19 protein-coding genes and 1 pseudogene are annotated in these 24,071 nt (G+C 42.2%); 7 read left to right on the forward strand and 13 right to left on the reverse strand.

Features of this window, described 5'->3' with window-relative positions; genetic code table 11:
* Positions 1-21: 21 nt before the first annotated feature.
* Complete coding sequence (locus AC6IZ0_RS11265; protein ID WP_497722969.1) at positions 22-924, reverse strand: S1 RNA-binding domain-containing protein; 903 nt, start codon at positions 922-924, stop codon at positions 22-24.
* A gap of 175 nt (positions 925-1,099) precedes the next feature.
* Entirely contained in the window at positions 1,100-1,849 is a 750-nt protein-coding gene (locus AC6IZ0_RS11270) for a dienelactone hydrolase family protein (RefSeq protein WP_271732307.1), read from the reverse strand.
* Positions 1,850-2,056: 207 nt separating this feature from the next.
* Between AC6IZ0_RS11270 and AC6IZ0_RS11275 the strand changes: the two genes are divergently transcribed.
* Positions 2,057-3,040, forward strand: coding sequence for a GntR family transcriptional regulator (locus tag AC6IZ0_RS11275; RefSeq protein ID WP_271732305.1), 984 nt, complete (start codon positions 2,057-2,059; stop codon positions 3,038-3,040).
* Between the two features lie 73 nt (positions 3,041-3,113).
* On the opposite strand, the gene AC6IZ0_RS11280 is transcribed toward AC6IZ0_RS11275, so the two are convergent.
* From AC6IZ0_RS11280 to tig, 4 genes are all read right to left on the reverse strand, one after another.
* A complete protein-coding gene (locus AC6IZ0_RS11280) occupies positions 3,114-4,025 on the reverse strand; it encodes an alpha/beta fold hydrolase (RefSeq protein WP_271732304.1) in 912 nt (303 codons plus the stop codon).
* A gap of 97 nt (positions 4,026-4,122) precedes the next feature.
* Positions 4,123-5,457 carry an ATP-dependent protease ATP-binding subunit ClpX gene (gene clpX / locus AC6IZ0_RS11285; RefSeq protein ID WP_497722972.1) on the reverse strand — a complete coding sequence of 445 codons (1,335 nt, stop codon included), beginning with the start codon at positions 5,455-5,457 and terminating at the stop codon, positions 4,123-4,125.
* 9 nt (positions 5,458-5,466) lie between these two features.
* Positions 5,467-6,165 carry an ATP-dependent Clp endopeptidase proteolytic subunit ClpP gene (gene clpP, locus AC6IZ0_RS11290; RefSeq protein ID WP_497722974.1) on the reverse strand — a complete coding sequence of 233 codons (699 nt, stop codon included), beginning with the start codon at positions 6,163-6,165 and terminating at the stop codon, positions 5,467-5,469.
* Positions 6,166-6,430: 265 nt separating this feature from the next.
* Positions 6,431-7,852, reverse strand: coding sequence for a trigger factor (gene tig, locus AC6IZ0_RS11295; RefSeq protein ID WP_497722975.1), 1,422 nt, complete (start codon positions 7,850-7,852; stop codon positions 6,431-6,433).
* Positions 7,853-8,621: 769 nt separating this feature from the next.
* Between tig and AC6IZ0_RS11300 the strand changes: the two genes are divergently transcribed.
* From AC6IZ0_RS11300 to AC6IZ0_RS11320, 5 genes are all read left to right on the forward strand, one after another.
* The gene (locus AC6IZ0_RS11300) at positions 8,622-9,653 is read left to right on the forward strand and encodes an aspartate-semialdehyde dehydrogenase (RefSeq protein ID WP_271732298.1); all 1,032 of its coding nucleotides are present in this window, start codon (positions 8,622-8,624) and stop codon (positions 9,651-9,653) included.
* A 748-nt stretch (positions 9,654-10,401) separates the two neighbouring features.
* Positions 10,402-12,051 carry a group II intron reverse transcriptase/maturase gene (gene ltrA / locus AC6IZ0_RS11305; RefSeq protein WP_497722976.1) on the forward strand — a complete coding sequence of 550 codons (1,650 nt, stop codon included), beginning with the start codon at positions 10,402-10,404 and terminating at the stop codon, positions 12,049-12,051.
* 150 nt (positions 12,052-12,201) lie between these two features.
* Positions 12,202-13,089: a 4-hydroxy-tetrahydrodipicolinate synthase gene (gene dapA, locus AC6IZ0_RS11310; protein WP_271732296.1), complete on the forward strand. Its 888-nt coding sequence runs from the start codon at positions 12,202-12,204 to the stop codon at positions 13,087-13,089.
* Between the two features lie 311 nt (positions 13,090-13,400).
* Positions 13,401-15,173: a ribonuclease J gene (locus AC6IZ0_RS11315; protein WP_271732295.1), complete on the forward strand. Its 1,773-nt coding sequence runs from the start codon at positions 13,401-13,403 to the stop codon at positions 15,171-15,173.
* 624 nt (positions 15,174-15,797) lie between these two features.
* Positions 15,798-16,175, forward strand: coding sequence for a Mo-dependent nitrogenase C-terminal domain-containing protein (locus tag AC6IZ0_RS11320; RefSeq protein WP_271732293.1), 378 nt, complete (start codon positions 15,798-15,800; stop codon positions 16,173-16,175).
* Between the two features lie 67 nt (positions 16,176-16,242).
* On the opposite strand, the pseudogene AC6IZ0_RS11325 reads toward AC6IZ0_RS11320, so the two are convergent.
* Positions 16,243-18,182: pseudogene (locus AC6IZ0_RS11325) on the reverse strand (caspase family protein).
* A gap of 443 nt (positions 18,183-18,625) precedes the next feature.
* Here AC6IZ0_RS11325 and rpmF point away from each other — a divergent pair.
* Positions 18,626-18,799, forward strand: a complete 174-nt coding sequence (rpmF, locus tag AC6IZ0_RS11330) for a 50S ribosomal protein L32 (RefSeq protein WP_271732290.1) — start codon at positions 18,626-18,628, stop codon at positions 18,797-18,799.
* Positions 18,800-18,893: 94 nt separating this feature from the next.
* Here rpmF and AC6IZ0_RS11335 read toward each other — a convergent pair whose 3' ends face one another.
* The 6 genes from AC6IZ0_RS11335 to AC6IZ0_RS11360 form a co-directional block, all read right to left on the reverse strand.
* Positions 18,894-20,276 carry an aldehyde dehydrogenase family protein gene (locus AC6IZ0_RS11335; RefSeq protein ID WP_497726044.1) on the reverse strand — a complete coding sequence of 461 codons (1,383 nt, stop codon included), beginning with the start codon at positions 20,274-20,276 and terminating at the stop codon, positions 18,894-18,896.
* A 53-nt stretch (positions 20,277-20,329) separates the two neighbouring features.
* Positions 20,330-22,036, reverse strand: coding sequence for an urease subunit alpha (gene ureC / locus AC6IZ0_RS11340; protein ID WP_497722978.1), 1,707 nt, complete (start codon positions 22,034-22,036; stop codon positions 20,330-20,332).
* 66 nt (positions 22,037-22,102) lie between these two features.
* Positions 22,103-22,480 (reverse strand): GxxExxY protein, encoded by a 378-nt coding sequence (locus tag AC6IZ0_RS11345; RefSeq protein WP_497722979.1) that lies wholly within the window; start codon positions 22,478-22,480, stop codon positions 22,103-22,105.
* A gap of 42 nt (positions 22,481-22,522) precedes the next feature.
* Entirely contained in the window at positions 22,523-22,828 is a 306-nt protein-coding gene (locus tag AC6IZ0_RS11350; RefSeq protein ID WP_497722981.1) for an urease subunit beta, read from the reverse strand.
* A 21-nt stretch (positions 22,829-22,849) separates the two neighbouring features.
* The gene (gene ureA / locus AC6IZ0_RS11355) at positions 22,850-23,152 is read right to left on the reverse strand and encodes an urease subunit gamma (protein ID WP_271732285.1); all 303 of its coding nucleotides are present in this window, start codon (positions 23,150-23,152) and stop codon (positions 22,850-22,852) included.
* Positions 23,153-23,174: 22 nt separating this feature from the next.
* The gene (locus tag AC6IZ0_RS11360; RefSeq protein ID WP_497722983.1) at positions 23,175-24,014 is read right to left on the reverse strand and encodes an urease accessory protein UreD; all 840 of its coding nucleotides are present in this window, start codon (positions 24,012-24,014) and stop codon (positions 23,175-23,177) included.
* Between the last annotated feature and the right edge of the window lie 57 nt (positions 24,015-24,071).

The raw sequence follows: 24,071 nt of genomic DNA on the forward strand, positions 1-24,071 counted from the left end.
AATTGCCGTGAAACTATGCCCCTATTCCGCAGATTTCTTACTAGCTCGATTAGCACGCGCTTCGGCTGAAGCCATTACTTCATCAAAATTCTCCAAGATTTCACCAGGGAAATTTTCTAAAATTCTTGTAGAAAGAGCCACACGACCTTTACCTTCATCTAAGTCAATAACTACAGCCTTAATTGTTTGACCAATTTGAAAGACCTTTTCTAGAGAGTCAATGAATTTTTGGCTGACTTGCTTAATATGTAGCAAACCACTCAGACCATCTAAATCTACAAATACTCCAAAAGGTTTAATACCAGTAACTTTACCTTCTACTAGCTCATTTAGTTCTAATAAGCTGAAGTTGCTAGAACGAGTAGCCAAACGTTGGGAAAGTATAAGTTTTTTAGTGTCAGGATTAATTTCTAAAAAACTCACGGTCAAACTTTGGCCTTTTAGCGCTTCTAGATTATCACGTTCGGCTAAGTGCGATCGCGGAATAAACCCTCGCAAGGAAAGCAGGTCAACAGTAACACCACCTTTATTCACACCGGTGACCCTGACTTGCACCGTTTGACCGCCTTCTTGCATTTCGGCGAGTCGTTCCCAGATTTGCCGAATTTCCAACTGTTTTCGGGAAAGGGTGACTTGACCTTCTGCATCCTGATCTCGGATAATCAAAAACTCTAGTTCCTCATGCAATGGCAGCACCTCCGATAAATCGGTCACTGCTCTCAAAGAAGCCTCATCACGGGGGAGAAAAGCGGATGATTTGCCACCAATATCTACATAGGCTCCATTAGGGTCAAGTTGAAATACTTTCCCGCTGACAACTTGTCCCTTTTGAAACTGGTAGTCGTGTACTTCTAGTGCTTTGGCAAAATCGTCCATAGTAAAAGACGAATTGGCTAGTTGAGAAAGTTTCGATTCGGAGTTCATGACGATTAAAGATAAATTATTATTTGATGTGATGCCACTGGATTTGTACTAAACCCCTAACAAGTTCCGAGCTAGTAGGAGTGTTAGGTAATTATGGCATGATTATTTGGTAGGGAAAACAACCTAAAATAGCTTGAATAGTCCCCAATCCAGGGACTTTCCCCTGCTTTTGTCTCTAGGCTCCTAACACACTGCCAAAAAGTTGTTTCACCTGCTCCCAAGCATCACCTGCGGCTTTAGGATTATAGCTGGCGCGATGGTTACAGAAAAATCCGTGTTCAGATCCATCGTAGCGAAACACTCGATGAGAAATTTTATATTTTTCTAATTCTGCGGCAATTTCATCGACCTCTGCTGCGGGGATGCTGACATCTTCCAAGCCAAAAAAAGTATATATTGTGCCTCGGATATCCGGGGTACGGGTGATGGTAGGAGCGCCACCGCCAGGGGTGCGAGTAGTAATACCAGCACCATAGAAGGAAGCAGTAGCTTTAATATCTGGTAGGGTAGCAGCAAGATAAGCCACATGACCACCAAAACAAAAGCCAATACAGCCAAAGCTATCGGGTTTCAGGTGGGGCAGGGTCTTGAGATAGTCAATGGCTGATTGAATATCACGCAATAACTCTGATGCTTGAGTCTGTTTCCAAGCATATTTTCTGCCAATTTCAATATCCTCTGCGGTGTAGCCTGTTTCAAAATCAGGGGCTTGACGTTGAAAAAGTGCCGGGGCGATCGCCACATATCCTTGTTGAGCAATTCGTTCTGTAACTTCCCGAATGTGAACATTGACACCAAAAATCTCTTGTAATACCACAACACCAGAATAAGAACCAGGTGCTTGTGGCTGTGCTAAATAAGCGGATATTTGTAGATTATCTTGCGAAATCTTCAACTTTGCTGTCTGTATAATTTTTTCTTCCATAAAAATTTCTACCTGTGTTGTGTAATTAAGTATTTAATGATTTGATATCAATATGCCAGTAAATGTAGCTATTTCCCAAGAAAATTATCAATTAGCAAAAATTGCGGGAAAAAATTTTCCCTCGAAAAAATAAATGTGTACATAACATCTTTAATACTAATCGATACACTCGGTTAGTTGCCTTTACTAATATCAATAGGTTTGGTCATGATTAAATTCCGTATTCAGCCAGACAGTGAAATACCCGCTTCCAGTCAGCTATTTAATCAAATTCAGTTTGTCATCGCCTCCCGACAATATCCACCTGGATATAAATTGCCGAGCACAAGAGCGTTAGCAATGCAAACTGGGTTACACCGTAATACCATTAGCAAAGTTTACCGGCAGTTGGAAGAGGACGGTTTTGTAGAAAGTATAGCTGGTTCGGGAATTTATGTGCGGAGTCAAGGTCATGAATACGGTAGCAAGCTGCAATACCCATTCATCAGAAAAGAAACTGAAGATGGGTATAAACTAGTGCAAAAAGCACTGGATGAGATGTTATCTCAAGGCTATTCACTGCATCAAGCGCGGGAGATATTTTTAGGTGAAATTGATTGGCGCTTAAGTTGTAGCGCCCAAGTATTGGTTGCAGTTCCCTCCCATGATATAGGTGTCGGGGAATTGATGGTATATGAATTAAAAATATCTCTAAAGATACCTGTACAGTTGGTAGCGATAGAAGAATTAACGGCCTTGTTAGATAAAACTACTTCGGCTACAGTGGTCACAAATCGTTATTTTATCAGCGATGTAGAGGCGATCGCCGCCCCAAAAGGCGTACGTGTGATTCCCCTGGATATCTACGACTACAGCAAAGAACTGGAACTACTCAAAAGCTTACCGAAGGAGAATTGTGTAGGTATAGTGAGTCTGAGTTCCGGGATTGTTCGTGCTGCACAAGCAATTCTTCATGGTTTACGAGGCGATGAACTATTAATCATGACTTCCCAGCCAAAAGATGCTTATCAAATCAGAGCCATTGTCAAGCGGGCGGAAGTAATTATCAGCGATCAAGCCAGTTTCCCAACAGTACAGGCCGCACTACAAGCATCACTAGAAGAGATTATTCGTCCACCCAAACTAATTAAAGTGGAAAATTATATTGGGGCTACATCGATTAATTTGTTAAAACGTGAACTGGGACTTTAGCCACATAGCCTTTCCCAATATGAAATTTATCTGTGTTTATCTGTGGTTTAACTTTATGGCTACGCCACGCCAGCTATTGGTATACCTGACTCACCTGTAAAAACTCGTCTAATACTTGTAAGTAAGTTGAAGCATCTTCTAACATAGGAAAATGGGATGTATTAGGAATAATGGTAAACTTAATATTTTCGCTCCCTGATGCGGCCTGACGACCCATTTGCGCCGGAATAATTTGGTCATACTCACCAGCCACCAGCAAAACTGGTACTTGCACCTTGGCAAACTCTTGGGGCATTATCTCCGCTTGCGCTTTACTAACTGAGGTATAAATTGTACCTAAAGCTGTATCATAGTCTGCTTGCAGAAAATCTTGCAAAAAAGCCTGACGTTCAGAACTAGCAATTGGGCTATGCAAGAATCTAGCCATAAATATTCGGTCAACTAATGGTATTTTACTTAGCCACTTAGGACGAAATTTGACTACATAACCACCAAATTTATGAAAAGCCGTAAAGGCTTTTTCGTCGTACTGAAAAATACCACTACAGGTTAAAATAGCTCGTTCTACTCGTTGGGGATAGCGGTTAATAAACAATGTTGCAATAGATGCACCCATGGAATGAGAGTTAATATAAACGCGTTGGAGTTGCAACTCATCTAGTAAAGTTGCTAAATCCTCAGCATACTCTTCTAATTCATAGCTTAACTCTTTGATTGCTACTGATTTGTCTGGGTTTGACTGGGACGTTACAACAGATGCACCGGATTCGACTATATTAGGTTTTCCGCGAGAACGACCAAAACCCCGCAGATCGTAGAGTAAACAATCAAATTGGTCTGCTAAAGCATCAGCCGTACTTTTCCAGTACCTCGCTGACCCCCCCCAACCATGAATAAAAACCATTACTGGCTTTACCGAAGAACCAGATGGTTTTTTCACCCACTCATAGTAATGCTCAACACGACGAACACAAATATAAGGCATTTTTCCAGAGTCGAAAATCAAAAGTCAAAAGTCAAAAGTCAAAAATCAAAAGTCAAAAGTCAAAAGTCAATGACCAGTGACCAGTGACTAATGATACCTACGCTGATTCTGGCTTAGGTAGGGAAGAAGGATGTACTATTAATTCAGCTGTTGAGCGCTTCTCTACCATTTCCTTAGTAATCATGCACCGAGTGACATCCTCGCGGGATGGTAATTCGTACATGACATCAAGCATTAGTTCTTCCACAATACCCCGCAAGGCTCTAGCGCCCGTTTTCCTGCGGTAGGCTTCTTGAGCGATCGCCCGCAAAGCATCCTGTTTAAAATCTAATTGAACGTTATCCATGTTGAGCAGCTTTTGGTACTGTTTGACCAGAGCACTGCGTGGTTGGGTGAGAATTGCCATCAGCGCTTCTTCATCCAAAGGATCTACTACAGCTACCATTGGTACTCGTCCAATAAATTCGGGAATCATACCAAACTTAACTAAGTCATCGGGTTCGAGATGGCGCAGAGTATCAGCAACCCGCTTTTCTTTGGACTGACTGTCCCCCGGTTGTACAAAACCCATTGACTTTTTACCCACTCTCTGCTCTACTACCTTCTCTAAACCCACAAAGGCACCGCCACACACAAAGAGAATATTGCTCGTATCAATCTGGATACAATCTTGATAAGGATGCTTACGACCTCCTTGAGGCGGCACATTGGCGATTGTTCCCTCTAACATTTTCAGCAAAGCTTGCTGAACGCCTTCACCGGAAACATCGCGGGTAATGGAAGGATTTTCACTCTTGCGAGCTACTTTATCTATCTCGTCAATGTAGATAATTCCTCGCTGGGCTTCCTCCACATCCAAATCTGCTACTTGTAACAGTCGCAGCAGAATATTTTCTACATCCTCACCAACATAACCTGCTTCAGTGAGTGTCGTGGCATCAGCCACAGCAAAGGGTACATCCAAGATTGTGGCTAAGGTTTGGGCTAAGAGGGTTTTGCCACAACCAGTTGGACCAATTAACAAAATATTAGACTTTTGCAGTTCTACAGCATCGTCTGCGCCATTTTTACCTTTCGATTGAATGACTGCCAGCCGTTTGTAGTGGTTATAAACTGCCACAGACAAAACTTTTTTGGCCTCGTCTTGACCGATAACGTGTTCGTCTAGATAATTTTTAATTTCTCTAGGCTTGGGAATTTGGTTAAATGAGAGATTAGAAGAGCGGGCACGACGTTTTGGAGGTGTTTCTGACCTTTGTGCTGGTTGTGACGCAGCCGTATTCGTGTCCAGTAGCTCTTCGTCTAGGATTTCATTACACAAGTCAACGCATTCATCGCAGATGTAGACTCCCGGACCTGCGATTAATTTACGAACCTGCTCTTGAGACTTGCCACAAAACGAACATTTTAAATGGGAGTCGTACTTAGACATACCAGCCTCTTATTTCAGAATGGTGACGTTTTCCCCGGCGGTGGGAATATTTTGTCTGGAGATGACTTGATCAATCAAACCGTAGTTTTTTGCTTCTTCTGCCGACATAAAAAAGTCGCGTTCGGTATCTGCCTCAAGTCTTTCTAGAGGCTGACCAGTATGATGACCGAGTAACTGATTCAACTTAGCCTTCACATAAAGAATTTCTCGCGCTTGAATCTCAATATCAATGGCTTGACCTTGAGCCCCACCCAGTGGTTGGTGAATCATGATGCGAGAGTCAGGTAAAGACATCCGTTTACCAGCAGAACCGGCGGACAACAGGAAAGCCCCCATACTTGCGGCTAATCCAAAACATATAGTAACAACATCCGGGCGTATTTGTTGTATTGTATCATAAATTGCCATCCCCGCGTAGACAGAACCCCCGGGGGAATTGATATACAACTGAATATCTTTCTCCGAATCTTCCGCGTCTAAGAACAGCAATTGAGCAACAATGGAATTAGCAACAGCATCATCTATGGGAGTACCCAAGAATATAATCCGCTCTCGCAGCAAGCGGGAGTAAATGTCAAAAGCACGTTCTCCCATGCCAGACTGTTCTACCACCATCGGTACAATGTTGCTGGGTCGGCTCAAGTGAGAGCTAATTTTGATTGTGCTTAAACTATGGATGGGATGATTTCCCGACTGGGATAGAAGCATATAAGAACAATTGAGAATTAAGTTAGGAGGGGTTTGCTGGCAGTTATTGCCGCCTTGTGAACTGATGCAGTTTTATTTGAGCTATTTGTTAACCATTATGCCTCATATATATAGCTGTGGGTAAACACCCCACCCACGCTAATTTTCAGGCAATATTTCCCTCACAGAGGTGATTAATCACTCTGCGACAAGGAAGTACCGAGTAGGAAAGATTGTTACTCAGCACTTTCTTGTACAGACACGATAATTCGCGTCTGTACACCAATTATATTGATTCTGTACTAGCAGAGGTGCTTTGTTCCTCGCCCTGATCTACAGGTGTCTCTAACTCGCCGGAAATTTCTGCTGCTGAACTCAGAGATCCTTCAGGAACAAGTTCCACTGATGAGTGTTGTAGAAGCCAATCGACTATTTTTTCAGTTAACAGTTCGTTTTCCACCACTGACCGCATTCTTTGGGCGTCAACTTCTTGGTCTGCGTACTGTTCCATCACTTCAGCCACTCTGGTTTCCACTTCTTCAGGCGTGACCTCGATAGATTCGCGTTTACCTACTTCCAGTAATCCCAAAGACTGTTTCAGGCGTTGAATGGCTTCATCGCGCGATCGCTCCCGTAATTGGGGTATGATTTCTTGGGTAAACAGCTGTCTCACATCTAATCCTTGCTGAGAAAGCCGCATTGCAGTTTGTGTTAGCATCGCGTCTATTTCCTTATCAATCAAGGTTTGTGGTAGGTCAACCTCCACGTACTTCAACATTTCTGCCAACAAAGCTTGCTGCTGGTTGGATTTAGTTTTTTCCTCAGCCTCTTTTTGATATCGTGCTTCTAAAGAAGCACGCAGTTCATCCAAGCTCTCAAATTCACTAACTTCCTGAGCGAAGTCATCGTTTAATTCTGGTAGTTCTTTTTCCTTCAGTTCTTTAAGTGTAACTGTGAAAATTGCTGCTTTTCCGGCTAAATCTTGGTTAGCGTAAGGATCTGGGAACTGAGCAGCAATTTCTCTGGTTTCTCCCGGATTCATCCCCACCATCCCTGATACAAAGCCGGGGATAAATTTATCTTCTTGCAATTCCAGTTGAAAATCTGTGGCCTCGGCTCCCGGAATTGCTGTCGGTTCGGTTGTTTCCTCTTCGCCTTCACCTTTGGCCAGCACACCTTTAAAATCAACCACAGCCACATCACCAATTTGAGATCCACGTCCTTCCACAGGGATCAGCGTCGCCAACTGTTCCCTTTCCTTTTCTATGACTTCATCAACTCGACTGGATTGGTATTTGATTTCCTCCGCTTTAGCTGTTAAACCGGTATACTGTAGCAGATTAACCTCTGGTTCTACATCTACAGCCGCTAAAAAGGTTAGGGGTTTTCCTGGTTCATAATTACTAATCAATTCCTCAAAAGAAGTCCGCAGTTGTGGTTGTCCAATTGCGGGTATTTCTTCCTGTTTGAGTGCCTTTTCCACGCCATCTTGAAGTATTTCTTCGAGGGCTGCTGCTTTAATACGAGTTATACCCAGCCGTTGTAGCAATATTGGCCGCGGTACTTTACCTTTACGAAACCCAGGAATACTTGTACTACTGGCTAAGTTTTTAATTACCTGTTCATAAGTTTGCTTAGTAATTTCTGGCGTAATCTCGATTTCCAAGCCGATTTGGCTGGCTGGAAGTTTTTCCTGGGTAACTTTCATGCTTCGTCTCTGTATTTATTTCTGATTTTTTTGTCTCCCAGTTGGCACTTGATGCGATTTACCGCTTCTGTGGCTTGATTGCTCTTGCCCTGGGAATGGGGGGAACCCACAAGTTACTCAAAATCCCATATTATTATATGGATGAGTCTTTTCAGTAGATATCCAGTTTACTGCTCATGGCAAAGGACTTGACAATTTATTGCCATAAGTTTAACTATGGAAACTCGCAGTTATGCAAGAACTTTAGCAGTTCTTGTTTTTTCAAATACTGTGATATCTTGTTTCTCAAGTTGTATCTTATGCTAGGAATGGTTCTACTGTTGGTTCTGTGTACCTTGTGGGGCTGAAAGTGACTGTTACCTAAACAGGAAGCTACATTTTTAACTGTGCTGGTTGCAGTCAATCTGAATCATAGTACACCCATCGTGATTCGCAACCCACTTGACAATCTCGATAGTTGTTCGGTTAAAAACTGTCAGCATTACACCATGCTCAAGTGTAGACACTCCTTTTCTTGTACTGGACATGAGGTTGTTGTATAATATTATTATATAATTTTCGGGATAAGTGGAGGAATTGAGCAGCAATAGTAGTTAAATTAAATGACTTTAACTTCATGTCACCTATAAAATCAATGCACTTTTTGCCGAAAAATCCCATAGAATTAAAAAAAATATTCAAAATAGACCATCACTATTTAGAAATTTAAGTATAAAATATCATCTGTTTGAAAAACAATACAGAGAATCTGGGAAAGGAGAAAGCCGATTTGTCAAAATCATATAGTGTAGGTATTTTGGGAGCAACTGGTGCTGTGGGCACAGAGTTGCTGGAATTACTAGAAAGCCGGAACTTTCCAGTGGGGGAGTTGAAGCTATTGGCATCAGAGCGCAGTGTAGGGAGATCGCTGCGGTTTAAAGGTGAGGATTTACCGGTAGAATTAGTGAGCGATCGCACCTTGGAAAATCTGGACTTAGTTCTAGCCAGTGCTGGGGGTTCTACATCGAAAACTTGGGCAGCAGTGGCTGTGGAAAAAGGTGCGGTAGTAATAGATAATTCCAGCGCCTTTCGGATGAACCCGGAAATTCCCTTGGTAGTACCAGAGGTGAATCCCCTAGCGGCCGCTAACCACAAAGGTATTATCGCCAACCCCAACTGCACAACAATTTTGATGACAGTGGCAATTTGGCCTCTGCATCAAATTAACCCTATTAAACGGATTGTAGTCTCAACCTATCAATCAGCCAGCGGTGCAGGTGCCAAGGCCATGGCAGAAGTCAAAACCCAAGCTAGCGCTATACTACAAGGACAGCAACCGGTGACGGAAGTTTTGCCTTACCCATTGGCGTTTAACTTATTTCCACATAACTCAGCTTTAAACAATTTGGGTTACTGTGAGGAAGAAATGAAAATGGTCAACGAAACCCGCAAGATTTTTAACGACCAACAAATTAGAATTACTGCTACTTGTATTCGGGTTCCTGTACTACGCGCCCATTCCGAAGCAATTAATTTAGAATTTGAAAATCCATTTAGTCCAGATACAGCCAGGGAAATTTTAAGTCACTCTCCTGGCGTAAAATTAATCGAAGATTGGGAAAAGAATTACTTTCCCATGCCCATGGAAGCCACATCTCAGGACGATGTTCTAGTGGGGAGAATTCGTCAGGATATTTCTCACCCTTGCGGCTTGGAACTTTGGCTTTCTGGTGACCAAATCCGTAAAGGGGCGGCGTTAAATGCAGTCCAAATTGCCGAATTATTAGTAGAAAAAAATCTACTAAAATCTGCAAAAAGATAGGTTTATACTGAATAATAGCAGTGCGACTCGTTCTCTCGATCGGGAGCATATATGCTCAGGGATGAGAGGCAAGACTGGGTAAAGCCAGACTCTTGTAACTGTGTGTTCATGTGGGTGAGAATCCCACCCCCTAGGTGCAAGGGTGACAGCATCCTCCTTACGGTAGCGACTAGCCATCAATCCGTAAAGCAGGAGGAAAAGGCGTTCTTACTGGGAGCCTAACCTGGTATACGTTGAGCAAAGTACCCATGAGTAAGATTTCCTAAGATGCGTTTGAAGTGTCGTGAATTTTAACCAGCCAAATCAGGCTGACAGGCTGGAACCAAAAGGTAAAGGATAAGGAAACGGCTGCTTGCTATCAGACCGTTATGCACTCCCGATAAACCCGGCATATAGCATCACTCTAAAGGTACACAGAATGGACACATGGAACGAAGTAACCCCTTGTTAGCCCTTTTAGAAGGTCGAATCTAAAAGTAGGTGCTAACCGGATGCTGCAAGCGGGGAAGATTGAGTCAGAAGCGAACGCTTAGGGTAATGCCTAAGATATGCTGACAGATTCACGGTGATATGGATGATAAAGTCTCAAGTAGGAATTATGTCTAAAACGAGTGTAAAGACTACGGTAGAATGGAACACGATTAACTGGAAACAGTTAGAACGTCGTGTTTACAAAATCCAAAAACGAATTTATCAAGCCTGAACCCGTGGTGATGTCAAGGTTGTTCGTGGACTCCAAAAGGTGCTGATGAAATCCTGGTCAGCCAAAGCTTTGGCAACACGTAGGGTAACTCAAGATAACCAAGGAAAGAAAACCGCCGGGGTTGATGGGGTGAAAGCTTTATCACCTAATGAAAGACTGGAATTGGTAGAAGAGTTAAAACTAGGGTCTAAACCCAGACCAACCAGAAGAGTTTGGATAGACAAACCTGGAAGGGATGAGAAAAGACCACTAGGAATACCCACAATGTATGATAGGGTACTACAGGCGCTTGTCAAACTGGCATTAGAGCCAGAATGGGAAGCAAAGTTTGAACCCAATTCATACGGATTTAGACCAGGGCGCTCATGTCATGATGCCATACAAGCAATATTCAATTCTATAAATGTCAAATCTAAGTTTGTTTTGGATGCCGATATTGCTAAATGTTTTGACAAGATTAATCATCAAGCATTGTTAAAGAAACTGAACACCTACCCTAAACTACGCCGTCAAATCAAAGAGTGGTTAAAAGCAGGTGTGGTCGATAGCAAAGTCCTATTTCCTACAGAAGAAGGCACACCCCAAGGCGGTGTAATATCCCCTCTACTGGCAAATGTAGCCTTACACGGTATGGAGGAAATTATTAAAGAGTATGCCTCGAAATTACCAGGTAAAGGCTCTAAAAGGGATAAGGCTAATGCAATATCAATCATTCGATATGCAGATGATTTTGTCATCTTGCATGAGAATCTGACAGTTATTGAACAATGCAGGGAAATCTTAGTTAAATGGCTAAATGAAATGGGATTGGAATTAAAACCTAGTAAGACCAGATTGGCTCATACCTTGTATGAACACCAATCAGAGAAACCAGGATTTGATTTTCTGGGATTCAACGTAAGACAATCCCCGGTTGGTAAATACAACTCAGGATTGAACACCCACAAGGAAATACTAGGGTTTAAAACCATCATCACCCCATCAAAGAAATCTGTTAAGAATCATTACAAAAAGGTTTCGGACACCATTAAAAGAAACTTACCAACACCACAATTGGGATTGATAAGTAAACTTAACCCTATAATCAAGGGATGGTGTAATTACTACTCATCGGTAGTAAGTAAAGAAATTTTCAACAATATCTCTAAACAGGTTTACCAACGTCTTTATAGGTGGGCAAAGCGCCGACACCCCAATAAATCTGGGAAATGGATAACCAATAAGTATTGGCATACAATCGGAGGTAATAACTGGGAATTTGCAGTAAAGATGGATGATAAGTTCATCAAACTGTTTAGACACCCAGAGACTCCCATAGTACGTCATATTAAGGTTAAAGGTAACGCCTCGCCATTTGACGGTGATTGGGTATATTGGAGTTCAAGAATGACAAACCATCCCGAAGCCAATAAAAGGGTAGCGACCCTACTTAAAAAGCAAAAGGGTAAATGTCCAGAATGTGGGCATTACTTTAGGGACGGTGATGTAATGGAAGTAGACCACATCTTACCCATCTCCAAAGGTGGAAAAGATGAACATAAGAACCTACAATTATTACACAGACATTGCCATGACAAGAAGACAGCCAGTGATGGAAGTCTTGTAGGTATTCATGACAAGAACCATATTGCTGAGGAGCCGTATGAGGTGAAAATCTCACGTACGGTTCTGAAGACGAGTCGGTCAGGTGACTGACCGGCTTAGTTTAATATGGAATTTCAGTTATTTTTGGGTAGAAAAATCAAGATGAGTGAATTACCCTTGAAACAAGTTCAGCAATAGGTTATTAAAATAGAGAACCACCAAGAGATAAAAAACTAAAAGGCTAATTAGGAGTGAAACAGGGTGGGAGAATTTGGCAGAGTTTTAACCGCTATGATTACGCCGTTCAAGGCAGACGGCAGTGTCAACTATGATGTAGCCTCAAAACTAGCAGCACATCTAGCTAACAACGGTACAGATACATTAATAGTATGTGGCACAACGGGTGAATCCCCTACCCTAAGCTGGGAAGAGGAATACCAGTTGTTTGTGGAAGTATTGCAAGCGGTGAGTGGAAAAGCCAAGGTGATAGCAGGATGTGGTTCTAATTCCACAAAAGAAGCGATCGCCGCCACCCAAAAAGCTGCTACAATAGGGGTGCATGGTTCATTACAGGTTGTACCTTATTACAACAAACCACCACAATCGGGTCTCTACCAGCACTTTCAAGCCATCGCCCAAGCTTGTCCAGAACTGCCAATACTGTTATATAATGTTCCTGGGCGTACTGGTCAAAATCTGAGTCCAGATACAGTTGCTAAGTTAGCGGAAATTGATAATATTGTTGGTATCAAAGAAGCTAGTGGCAATTTAGACCAGGCGAGTGAAATCCGCCGGTTGACACCAAAAGAATTTGACATTTACTCTGGAGATGATTCCCTAACCCTGCCCTTGTTAGCAATTGGAGCTACAGGCGTTGTGAGTGTAGCTTCTCATCTGGTAGGCAATCAACTACAAGAGATGATCCAAGCTTTTAGTGTGGGAAAAATCGCCAGTGCTAATGAAACTCATCTACAACTATTTCCATTGTTTAAAGCTTTATTTTTAACTACAAATCCCATTCCAATTAAACAAGCATTGAAACTTCAAGGTTGGGATGTCGGTTCAACTCGTCTACCCCTATGGGAAGCTGACTCAGATGTTACTGATAAGTTAAGAGCAGTGCTGGAAGAACTTAATTTAACTAGATAGTAACTTATTGAATGCTTACTAACTTGAGTGAGAGTAATTTTAACTGGTTTACCAGAGAAATTACTCCGCTAAGACTGTCATAGATATCTGATTTTGTAGATGTAAAAGTGTAGAAGCCCACCGCACAGTAGAGAGATTAGATAAAAGTTATATATGTAAAATGCTTTTTTTTTTATAACAGGAATAAATGAACAATCTCACGCAAAATATAGCTGCTTTCAGATAGGAAGCTGGTATTTGATTTCATAACAAGATTGCTGAATTTGAATTTATTAACTCTGAAGAAAAACAACAACAATCCAAGGAAAATAATGGTAAACAACGAAACTAAATCTGCCCTCAAAATTATTCCATTGGGCGGATTACATGAGATTGGCAAAAATACTTGCGTTTTTGAGTATGAGGACGAAATTATTCTTTTAGATGCGGGATTAGCCTTTCCGACCAAAGGAATGCTAGGGGTAAATATTGTCCTACCAGATACAACCTATCTACGGGAGAATCGCCAGAAAATTAAAGGTATGATCGTCACCCACGGTCATGAAGACCATATAGGCGGTATTGCCTTCCACCTCAAGCAATTTGATATCCCGGTAATCTATGGTCCTAGACTAGCAATGGCAATGCTAGAGGGTAAACTAGAAGAAGCAGGGGTACGCGATCGCACCGATTTAAGATCAGTTAGACCCCGGGATGTGGTGCGCATTGGTCAACATTTCTTTGTGGAATATATTCGCAATACCCACTCCATTGCCGACAGCTTTACAGTGGCTATTCATACCCCTTTAGGTGTGGTCATCCACACGGGAGACTTTAAAATCGACCATACACCTGTAGACGGCGAAAACTTTGACTTGCAAAGGCTAGCAGAACACGGTGAACAGGGTGTACTTTGCTTACTGAGTGATTCAACTAACGCAGAAGTACCAGGATATACCCCTTCAGAACGCTCTGTTTATCCCAACCTTGACCGGGAATTTGGTAAAGCTACCGGGCGCTTATTTGTCACTACCTTTGCTTCCAGTGTGCATCGGATCAACATAATTTTACAGTTGGCGCAGAAGCATAAGCGGGTGGTATCAGTTGTTGGTCGCTCCATGCTGAATTTGATTGCTCATGCTCGCAATCTGGGTTACATCAAGTGTGATGATAGTCTGTTCCAGCCATTGCATGCAGTTCGCAATTTGCCCGATGAAAAAGTCTTGATTTTGACAACTGGCTCACAGGGTGAAACCATGGCAGCCATGACGCGCATTGCCAACAAAGAACACTCCCAAATCAAAATCCGCCCAGGGGACACAGTAATATTCTCTGCTAACCCCATTCCTGGCAATACGATCGCGGTGGTCAACACCATCGATAAATTGATGATTCAAGGGGCAAACGTGGTATATGGACGGGACAAGGGTATTCACGTTTCTGGTCACGCCTGTCAAGAAGAACAAAAACTGATGATTGCCTTAACTCGTCCCAAGTTCTTTGTACCATTTCACGGTGAACATAGAATGCTGGTTAAGCACTCGGAAACCGCTCAGAGTATGGGTATTCCTGCCGACAACATGGTAATTATCCAAAATGGCAACATTGTGGAATTAACACAAGATTCTATCCGTGTGGCGGGTACAGTCAGATGTGGTATAGAACTTGTGGATACTACTAGTTCTGGAATGGTGAGCGCTCAAGTTCTCCAAGAACGACAACGTATGTCAGAAGAAGGTATTGTCACCATCGCCACCGCCATTGATTGGAACGGCCAGCTCCTGGCTAAACCAGAAACTCATCTGCGGGGTGTAGTAACTAATGTAGAGCGATCGCTTGTGCAAAAATGGGTACAACAGCGCATTGAAGAAATGCTCAGTGTGCGCTGGTCAGAATTTGCCCAAGTTCGTGAAGGGGAAAGACCCGAAGTAGACTGGGGTGGATTGCAAGGGATGCTAGAGCGAGAGTTGCAACGCTCTATCCGTCGAGAACTACAATGTCAACCAACAGTAACTTTGTTGATGCAAATTCCCGAAGAACCACCTGTCAAGGTTGCTGATGGTAGAAGACGGCGGACTCGCCCCACAGCCCAGGTAGCATCCTAATCATCGCGCCGCACCGGGGTTGAAGATTTGAGAACCCCTGACTTTGACGAGTCGGGGGTTTTTTGGTTCTTCTTAACTAATGATAATAATAGGACTTACGCAAGATTGGACTAAAAACCTGGTTCTGATGTAGGGGTGATTCATGAATTACCCCTACTTTCGTTCTGTTTTGCGTAAGTCCTGAGACATTTAAACGCGGCGATGAATTTAAAACAAGAAGCGGTCAGATTGACCGTGTTAGCCTGTGGACTTCCGTTCATAGTTATCACGTAAGTCATTCTATGGAGCAGATCGGACAAAAGTACTATTTTGGTTTACCAAAGATATTCCCAGCCTTTTTTATGTTAAGTTTTATAAAAGTTACACTAAACCCTGTCTAATGACAGATGGCTTTATTAAAATTTAAAGTATGTCAAGTTATGAATAAGATTGCATGATCACACTACCGATATAGCGACAATTACGATTAACTTGACGTAGTCATAAGTTGGATTATGGCCTAAGTGGCTAGTGTAACGCCCGATTGTGACTTAGTCAGAGAATAATTCCTCCGGCAAAAATCATTGCTACGTTGTATATATTCATCAGTAAGGTGAATAACCTCATTAATATAGAGGATTAACCATGAAGGTATTTGATAATACCACAAAGAAGTTTTTGTTAACAAGCTGGGTATCTTTTAATCAAGGCGATACTAACAAAGCTCCTATAAGTCAGTTACAAGATTCAACTTCCCAGTCTAACCGTGATCTCCTCCAACCCCTGCGCCATTGGGTAGATAGCATTCCAGTTAATAATCGCCAACGATCTCATCTGTTGTGTAAACTGATTCCGGCTCAATGTCCCTTTGAGCGCGATATCAAATTATTTGGTAAAACCCTGTTTCACATTCCGCCCATGTGTAAACTCAATCCTTTATACGAGGAACTCGTGGGTTTACGTTTCCGCGCTCTGTGCTACCTTGCTGACGAATGTGGCGAGGATGTGTCGCAATACTGCTAATACTCAATGCTTTGTTCTTCAGTGAAAAGTTAAGAGTTGGGGGTTAATCCTTAATTCCTAACTCTTTTTAATTCTTCTGGGTAGTCCGCCATTTTTGGATGGCTTCTTGAGCATCTTCGTAAGTTCCTGTCATCTCTGGGACTAAAGTAGCGGTTTCAATTGCTGCTTCGATATTACCTTGCTCTGCTCGAGTCTTCGCCAGTGCCAAAATTTGTGTACTCCATTCATTGATGGATTTTTGGGCGCGATCAAATCCTGGTTGACCTGGTGGTACTCTTTTAGCGACTTCAATGGCACGATTATATGATGATGCTTGTCCCGGTCTAATTAACGCCTCAGCTGCATCTATAACAATATTATTACTTAAATATTGTTTAGCTTCTAACTGCCATTGGGTAATTGCCAGTTGTGCTTGAGAATAAAGGTCTTGGTCAAGAGTAATTAATTGGGCTGCAGCAATGGCACTTGTATATTCTTTTTTTTCGGCACGACCCTCTGCTAACTCTAGGATCATGCGACTCCAAACTTGAATATTCTCCTGAGCTTGTTTGTAGAGTGGGTCACCTGGTTGAATTGCCTTAGCATTGGCGATCGCTTTGCTCAGATCACTGGCTTGGGTTGCGCTCAGAGACATTCTTGATAATTCTGAAACTGCTTGACTGCGCTTTTTAGACTCAGAATTAGAGGAGACTTGGGCATTAGATGGGGTTTGTTGTCTCGGAGTTAATGGTGGTGTTTGAGAGGCAGAAGAATGATTTTGTTCAACTGTTCCGGTGGGAGGTGATGAAGGTGATATTTCTGTAGTTTGTTTGACTTGCAAATATCTTACTTGATTGCGGAGAATAACTATAGAAATCAAAGCGACTACCAGCATAGTACCGCCTCCCCAAAATAAAAACTGTTTCCATAGCGGGGGATCTGTCTGATTATCGGGTAATGGCGAGTCATCGGCTTGAGGTACATGAGGAATGAAGCTCTCCCCTGTAGTAGTTGGGGTGTTCTCTTGGTTGAGATACTGCCCCTGCTGTGAGCCTGGGACTTGTGATTCCGATAATTTGCCAATATCTGGTATAAAGTTCGGCAAATTCACAGAGGGTGATTGACTACCCAGGGTAGTTTCCACACCTAGATATTCTCCCCACATAGTCACGTTTTGCGTCTTGGGTAAATTGGGGGGGGTTGTTGCACCCAGAGCAGGCGCTGTGACGGACACGGCAAAGCTTTCCTCCGGAAAAATAACTGGTTCGGCTTTAACTGGTTCCTTGTGGCTTTGCATCTCAAACTGCGGTAATATCGCTTCTGGGTGAGATGGAAATATCGTTACCGGGGTTTGGACAGGTCGCCAATAGTGTTGACATAATTCTGGGGTAAGAACACTTAAATAGCTGTCTAGATCGGCTAAGTGAGTGGCATTACCAGAACGCAAAGCTTCTAATAATGCGGCTGTGAAGAACCCATGACCCAGTTCGCTACTTTCATGGGAGAATTCATCACATTGACAAGAAAGAATGGCCGCAATTTGTAGTTCTTTAGCCAGTTCTATGGTTTCTGCTCCCACGGGGCTATTTGCTTGGTGCCAAAAGCACGATTGATGTCCAGCAGCAGCACTGTATTAACTTCAGCCAATTGCAGACTTTGCATCAGCGATCGCAATTCTATGCCAGTTTCTTCCACCAATTCCGGATTTCCTTCCACTGGCATTAAGTAATCTTTGCCCTTGTAACTCACCCCATAACCGCTAAAGAATAACCACAGATGATCTTGTGGTTGCCAACAACCCGCGGTCAAATCCTCCAACAACAGCAGAATATTCTGCTTAGTGGGATAGGTGGATATATCCCCAATGGGAGGCGAGGACTCTGTCATCAATAAACAGCGCTGCTGTAGTAACCCTCCCTCTTCAACCAAAAAACTATTTAACACCTCGGCATCTGCTTGAGCGCAACGTAAGGGTTGAAAGAACTGATATTGATTGATGCCAATTGTGATCGCCCAGTAATTTGCCATCCCGCTCTTTGTAGGTTATTGATTCTTGTATTGCCTAAAATTGCGCTCGGCTTTGCTGAAAAAACAAAGCTAACCTATGTTTTATACTGTTTGCAGAATCTGATCCAGTAACTGAAATATAAGCATTTTTTATAGTATCATGATTAAATTATCATATTTATTAAATATCATATTACCAGTGATCACTGAGGTCGATCAGGCTACAGTCAAGAATATTGCTCAACCAAGATCATTGATCATCCTGTTTACATTTATTTATTGGCCAAATTGGCAAAAAGATCCGGATATTTCCCTGAATTATTTGACTGTAAACGGCAATTGATTTGTAAATATTCCCAAATCGATCGCGCAAATCGGAATTTTGCCATTTGAAACCGCCCCTATAAAAGTCGAGTTTATAGCTTAGAATAGGGAGGTTGTCAAAAATTGCGAGATCCGCTACTATGGCTGTCCCTAAGAAGAAAACATCCAAATCAAAACGAGATAAGCGTCGAGCCACCTGGAGACATAAAGCTGCTGTCGAAGCCCAAAAGGCTCTTTCTCTGGGTAAGTCAATTTTGTCTGGACGTTCTACCTTTGTCTATCCCACCGCTGAAGAAGACGAAGCAGAATCATAATTTTCTGGACAAGCTAGGCTTTAGATTTATAGGTTACGGTAATGAGTAATTGGGAAACCCCGTTACCCATTACTGGTGGTCTTCAATAGAAGTTCTAGCCCAGAATTCGTTTTAAGGCAGATAATTTGCCTTGGTAGGGAGCGTATCGCCAGTCTAAATCCAACCAAAAAGAATTTTTTAACACACTTTTGTCATGAGAAAAGGTGTCAAAACTTGCTTTTCCATGATAGCTACCAATCCCACTGTCACCTACACCACCAAATGGTAAAGATGACACACCTACTTGCATTACTGTGTCGTTTATACACACTCCACCCGATGAGGTTGCCTGTAAAACTTGTTTTTGCAGGGTCTGATTCTGAGTAAATATATATAAAGCTAAGGGTTTGGGACGGGAGTTAATTAAGGCGATCGCTTCTGTAATATCTGTATATTCAATTATAGGCAGGATAGGGCCAAATATTTCTTCTTCCATCACTGGATCTGCTAAAGAAACATGATCAAGTAACGTAGGAGCGATATAAAGTTCCTCAGCTTTGGTTTCTCCCCCTATGATAATTTGCCCATCTTCAATCAGATTAACCAATCTGTCAAATTGCTTTTTACTGATTATCCTGGCATAATCTGGACTATTTGCCGGATTATCTCCATAAAATTCTTTGAGGCATTTTTTCAGGCCATCTACTAAATCTTGTTTTATTTTTTGATGAACTAACAGATAATCAGGTGCGATACAAGTTTGTCCTGCATTGATAAATTTTCCCCAAGTTATGCGTTTAACCGTATGTTCAAGATTAATATCAGTATCTACAATACAGGGACTTTTACCGCCTAATTCTAAAGTAACTGGTGTCAGATGTTTAGCTGCGGCGGCCATGATAATTTTGCCAACTTTTGTCCCACCAGTGAAAAAGATATGATCAAACTTTTCTGCTAGGAGTTTTTCACTGGTTTCTATACCTCCTTCTACTACGGCGATATACTCTGACGGAAAATACTTACCAATGATTTCAGCTAATAAATTAGAAGTATGGGGCGCAATTTCTGAAGGCTTGATAATAGCACAATTACCCGCTGCGATCGCACCTACTAAAGGAGAAATAATTAGCTGTAAAGGATAGTTCCAAGGACCGATAATTAAAACAACCCCTAGAGGTTCTGGATATATTTTAGCCGAGTAGGTGAAAAACTTCCAGGGAACTGGTGCTTGTTTCGGTTTAGTCCAACTCTTGAGGTGTTTGATAGCGTAATCTATTTCAGTGACTACACCAATTTCTATAGCATAAGTTTCAAATTCCGGTTTATGTAAGTCTGCTTTTAGTGCTTGAATTATTGCTTGTTCATTGTCAAGTACTGCTTGTTTAAGAATTTTCAGTTGTTCCAGGCGAAAAGTAATATCTTTTGTTTTACCAGTTTGAAAAAATTCCCGTTGATTATAGAGCATCTCAGGAATATTGAGTAAATTGTCATATAACATATTTGTAACTATTTGTCCAGGCATTTAAATTTATTCTCCAGTAGTTAAATGATCTAAAACAGAAAATATCTTTGCGCCATGGGTAAAACCTTGGCGGGTTCACAAGTCAACAATTCACCATCAGCTCTCACCTCATAGGTTTCTGGGTCAACTTCAATGCGTGGGAGCGCATCATTTAGCCTCATATCTCCTTTACTGATTTGACGTGTCCCCGAAACAGCAACTATGGACTTTTGTAAACCCAATTGGCTGTTAATTTCCCTTTGTACTGCAGCTTGGGAAACAAAAGTTAAAGATGTAGCGTGACGCGCACCCGCAAAACTAGCAAACATAGGGCGCATATGTACTGGTTGGGGTGTGGGAATACTAGCATTAGCATCACCCATCTGTGACCACGCAATCATCCCACCTTTAATGACAATTTCTGGTTTCACACCAAAAAACGCCGGTCGCCACAAGCACAAGTCTGCTAGTTTCCCTGGTTCGACAGAACCGACATACTGGGAAATACCATGAGTAATTGCGGGATTAATCGTATATTTTGCAATATATCTCTTGGCGCGATTATTATCCGCCAGTCCATCCCCTGCAAGGCTTCCCCGTTGTACCTTCATTTTATGGGCGGTTTGCCAGGTACGAATTATTACTTCTCCTACCCTACCCATAGCTTGAGAATCGGAGGCAATCATACTAAACGCGCCTAAGTCATGTAAAATATCCTCAGCGGCGATGGTTTCTCGACGGATACGGGACTCAGCAAAAGCCACATCTTCAGGAATGCTAGGGTCCAGGTGATGACATACCATCAACATATCTAGATGTTCCTCTAGGGTGTTGACAGTGTAAGGGCGTGTGGGGTTGGTAGAAGATGGTAAAACATTGGCTTGTCCGCAAACCTTAATAATATCTGGAGCGTGTCCACCCCCTGCACCTTCAGTATGGTAAGTATGGATAGCACGATGTTTAAAAGCGGCGATGGTATCTTCTACAAATCCGGCTTCGTTGAGAGTGTCTGTGTGAATTGCTACTTGCACATCATATTCATCAGCTACACCCAAACAAGTATCAATAGTGGCTGGGGTAGTTCCCCAGTCTTCATGGAGTTTTAACCCCATCGCACCTGCTAAAATTTGTTCTACTATTCCTTGGGGTTGACTGGTGTTACCTTTACCCAAAAAGCCTAAATTCATGGGGAACGCATCAGCAGCTTGTAACATCCGGTGCATATTCCAAGGTCCAGGGGTGCAGGTGGTAGCGTTTGTTCCTGTAGCAGGTCCAGTACCACCACCCAACATAGTAGTAATCCCAGAAGCGATCGCCACCTCAATTTGCTGAGGACAAATAAAATGAATATGACTATCAATACCCCCAGCAGTGATGATCATTCCCTCCCCAGCTAAAGCTTCCGTACCCGGGCCAATAATAATATCTATATTGTCTTGAATATAAGGATTTCCGGCCTTACCGATTTTGAAAATTTTACCGTCTTTAATGCCAATATCTGCCTTGACCACACCCCACCAGTCGAGAATTAAGGCGTTTGTAATCACTAAATCTACCGCGCCATCGGCGTTAGAAATGGGGGATTGTCCCATTCCGTCTCTAATAACTTTACCGCCACCAAATTTCACTTCATCGCCATAGGTGGTAAAATCTTGTTCTACTTCAATAAATAATTCTGTGTCAGCTAGTCTAATGCGATCGCCTACTGTAGGGCCATAGGTTTCGGCGTAGGCTTGACGAGAAATTCTATAAGGCATAGTAAATTGCTCCTAATTATATTTAAACGCAAAGGTACGCAAAGGAAAGCGCAAAGGTACGCAAAGTTAGAGTTGGTGAACTACACGTTTGATTCCTTCTTTGAGGAGGGTGACATTAAAGTTGATGAGGAGACCAAGTTTACAGTTAGCCAGTTTTAGGTAAGTTAAAAGTTGTACTGCGTGAATTGGTTTAAATGATTCTACGGTTTTGACTTCAATAATTACCTTATTTTCTACCATTAAATCTAATCTATAGACACAATCCAATTTGACACTTTCATACATCAGGTGTAGTGGAACTTGCTTACTCACATTTAATCCCTGTTTCCTCAATTCATAATCCAAACATTCCTCATAGGCCGACTCTAATAAACCTAGACCTAGGACAGTATGCACCCGCATTGCACAACCAATAATTATTCGACTCAAATCATTCTGATCCATACCTTTGCGTCCCTTTGCGTCTACCTTTGCGCCCCTTTGCGTTTAAAGACTTCCATTAACTTTGCTATTAAACCCGTAAACTTGACGACTCCCCACTAAGGGTATTAGGGTAACTTGTTTTTGGTCTCCCGGTTCAAATCTTATTGCTGTTCCTGCGGGAATATCAAGTCGCATTCCCCGCGCTTGTTCCCGGTGAAAATCTAAGGCTGAATTCACTTCATAAAAGTGAAAATGGGAACCTACTTGAATCGGTCGATCGCCTGTATTTGCAACTTGTAGTTTAATGGTAGGACGACCTGCATTTAATTCTATGTCGCCATCTGGTGTAATAATTTCCCCTGGAATCATGGTTTTACTTTTACCTAATAATTATCTAATGGGATTATGTACAGTTACTAACTTAGTACCATCGGGAAAGGTTGCTTCTATCTGGACTTCTTGTACCATTTCGGGTATACCTGGCATAACATCATCTTTTGTTAATACGGTTGTCCCATAAGTCATTAGTTCTGCTACAGTTTGCCCATCTCTTGCTCCTTCTAAAATAGCAGCGGAAATATAGGCGACTGCTTCTGGATAGTTTAATTTTAAACCCCTATTTTTACGTCTCTCTGCTAATAAGGCGGCGGTGAAAATCAGCAGTTTATCTTTTTCCTGGGGTGTCAGTTGCATTCTCTTATCCTCTATGCTTTGTTCAAACCTGCCATACTCTGGGTACGCAGCTACTACGATTTAAAACGGATACTCGTAGTAATTGCCAAATAGCTGTAAACCAGTTTCTCACTTCTGATGTGGAAGTACCACGATATCGACACAAAAATCCATTTTGTAACTGTGTCATACCGATATCCCCAGTACCCACCCATAAATTCCGCATTTTTGCCAAGGTTTCCCCAGAAATAGGGTTTCCTACCCAAACCAGACTACCTACTATTGGTTGTCCCGCTAAACCATGAGGACTGTGAAAAACCTCTTCGCTACCGGGTAACCATTGGCGATCAATCCACAGGGGAAGGCCTCCTGTCCAAATTTCTGTGTGCGATCGCCATTCTCCTTGGAAAAATTTTTCACCTCTGGCTGTCCGACCAAATCGGGTAATTTCCCAACCTAACCAACTGGCTCCCGGTGCTAATTCTACCCGTAAATCTTGGCGATAAATTGCTCCGTTAAATATTATTGTTTCTTGGGGGAGCCATTCTAAACAAGCACCTGCATCAATTTGGATGTTTATATTTTGCCTGGCTTGTAGTCCGTTACTTCTGTATATTTTACTGGCTGCTGCTGTGGTAATTAATGCTTTTGCTTGGGGTTGGAGGTGGAGGTTATAGGATAGGCGATCGCCCCCTACGACACCCCCCGCAGTGTGTAATATCACACTATGACAAATTTTTGCCCCCTCTGGATAAAAAGGCCGTTGTACCTTCAGGGGTGCTTGCTGGTGACTGTGAATTAACTCGGTATTATTCAGGCGATCGGCATATACTAGATTAAGTTTGCCATGCCAACCTTTATCTGTTGGATTTTTAACAATCATTTATAAATTGATAAAGTCTGTCTCATTTTAACTTTATCATTCAAGATATAAAGATTA

The sequence above is a fragment of the Anabaenopsis sp. NIES-4685 genome, from assembly GCF_059725405.1.

Coding starts and splice junctions, on each gene's coding strand:
- AC6IZ0_RS11270 (WP_271732307.1), bottom strand. CDS start 1,849: ATGGAAGAAAAAATTATACAGACAGCAAAGTTGAAGATTTCGCAAGAT.
- ureA (WP_271732285.1), bottom strand. CDS start 23,152: ATGCAACTGACACCCCAGGAAAAAGATAAACTGCTGATTTTCACCGCC.
- AC6IZ0_RS11335 (WP_497726044.1), bottom strand. CDS start 20,276: ATGTTATATGACAATTTACTCAATATTCCTGAGATGCTCTATAATCAA.
- tig (WP_497722975.1), bottom strand. CDS start 7,852: ATGAAAGTTACCCAGGAAAAACTTCCAGCCAGCCAAATCGGCTTGGAA.
- AC6IZ0_RS11320 (WP_271732293.1), top strand. CDS start 15,798: ATGAAGGTATTTGATAATACCACAAAGAAGTTTTTGTTAACAAGCTGG.
- ltrA (WP_497722976.1), top strand. CDS start 10,402: ATGAAATCCTGGTCAGCCAAAGCTTTGGCAACACGTAGGGTAACTCAA.
- AC6IZ0_RS11280 (WP_271732304.1), bottom strand. CDS start 4,025: ATGCCTTATATTTGTGTTCGTCGTGTTGAGCATTACTATGAGTGGGTG.
- AC6IZ0_RS11315 (WP_271732295.1), top strand. CDS start 13,401: ATGGTAAACAACGAAACTAAATCTGCCCTCAAAATTATTCCATTGGGC.
- AC6IZ0_RS11360 (WP_497722983.1), bottom strand. CDS start 24,014: ATGATTGTTAAAAATCCAACAGATAAAGGTTGGCATGGCAAACTTAAT.
- AC6IZ0_RS11265 (WP_497722969.1), bottom strand. CDS start 924: ATGAACTCCGAATCGAAACTTTCTCAACTAGCCAATTCGTCTTTTACT.
- ureC (WP_497722978.1), bottom strand. CDS start 22,036: ATGCCTTATAGAATTTCTCGTCAAGCCTACGCCGAAACCTATGGCCCT.
- AC6IZ0_RS11350 (WP_497722981.1), bottom strand. CDS start 22,828: ATGATTCCAGGGGAAATTATTACACCAGATGGCGACATAGAATTAAAT.
- AC6IZ0_RS11275 (WP_271732305.1), top strand. CDS start 2,057: ATGATTAAATTCCGTATTCAGCCAGACAGTGAAATACCCGCTTCCAGT.
- rpmF (WP_271732290.1), top strand. CDS start 18,626: ATGGCTGTCCCTAAGAAGAAAACATCCAAATCAAAACGAGATAAGCGT.
- clpP (WP_497722974.1), bottom strand. CDS start 6,165: ATGCTTCTATCCCAGTCGGGAAATCATCCCATCCATAGTTTAAGCACA.
- clpX (WP_497722972.1), bottom strand. CDS start 5,457: ATGTCTAAGTACGACTCCCATTTAAAATGTTCGTTTTGTGGCAAGTCT.
- AC6IZ0_RS11345 (WP_497722979.1), bottom strand. CDS start 22,480: ATGGATCAGAATGATTTGAGTCGAATAATTATTGGTTGTGCAATGCGG.